The organism is Rhodopirellula maiorica SM1, from assembly GCF_000346295.1.
GTDB lineage: Bacteria > Planctomycetota > Planctomycetia > Pirellulales > Pirellulaceae > Novipirellula > Novipirellula maiorica.
The window spans coordinates 1-869 of record NZ_ANOG01000335.1 but is presented as its reverse complement, the minus strand read 5'-3'; the positions used below and the strand labels follow the sequence as shown (position 1 = coordinate 869).

The 869-nt window shown below is 57.4% G+C and carries 1 protein-coding gene; it reads left to right on the top strand.

The genetic code is table 11. The features are described from left to right. Nucleotides 1-356, top strand: a 356-nt coding sequence (locus RMSM_RS40865; RefSeq protein WP_008695343.1) for a hypothetical protein, incomplete at its 5' end; no start/stop codon positions are given. Nucleotides 357-869 lie beyond the last annotated feature (513 nt).

The window sequence follows — 869 nt, the reverse complement described above, 5'->3', positions numbered from 1 at the left end:
TCCTTGTGTCACCCTTCGATCCGGCTGAATGGATATCGGTCGGCGGAAGCGGCCCACAACTGCACCTCTGGGAAGCATTCGTTTGGGGGGCCGGTCATGCCCGAGCGGTAAATGCGGCTGGACTTGAGCCACACGTACAAGATGCCGCGACGGCCGCTTTGGCCTTTGCCCGCTGGGACGTCAAGGATCCGCGGCCGAACTCGGACATCACGTCGGCACACCCGTTTTCCACCGTCGGCGCCGCAGTCCTATGGTCTGGACTGAGCACCGATATCGGGCTTCTGCATAAGGAAGTCCTGGTGTTACGGCCACAGCAGGCCCTTGGCACAGGCGTGTTGCGCTATGAGCCTACGTAGTGTGAAAGCGTCCTCTAAACATGTTTACATTGCTTGCGCAACGACCGAACGCACATCGTCAATTGCATAGAAACGAACCGACATGAGCGACGAACACCGCCAGACACTCCGGCTTCATCGACAGGGAGCTTTCCCTTCAAGATCGGCCACCGACGGGTTCACGTGCGGCGACGACGCTCGAGTCGGTATCCACCACGAGCTCAAGGCATGGTGCTGATGCAAGAAATGGGAACAACGACAATAGGAAGCAAGTACATGGTAAACAGCATCTCGCGTCCATCCTGGTCAATGATCGAGGCTCTAGTTACGGGCAGTAGGTCTCAACTAATTATCTGCAGTCCCTGGGTCTCTGCTGTGGGGGTTAGGAAGTTGTCAGCGTATCTTGCCACGAACCCGGGACTCACTTGCTTGGAAATCTGGACAAGGCTCGCTGACGTGCTTACCGACTCAAAGGGAATTCTCGACCTTGCTCAGGCTCAGACTGCCCGCGGTACGCAGGTTGTGCTGCGCGAC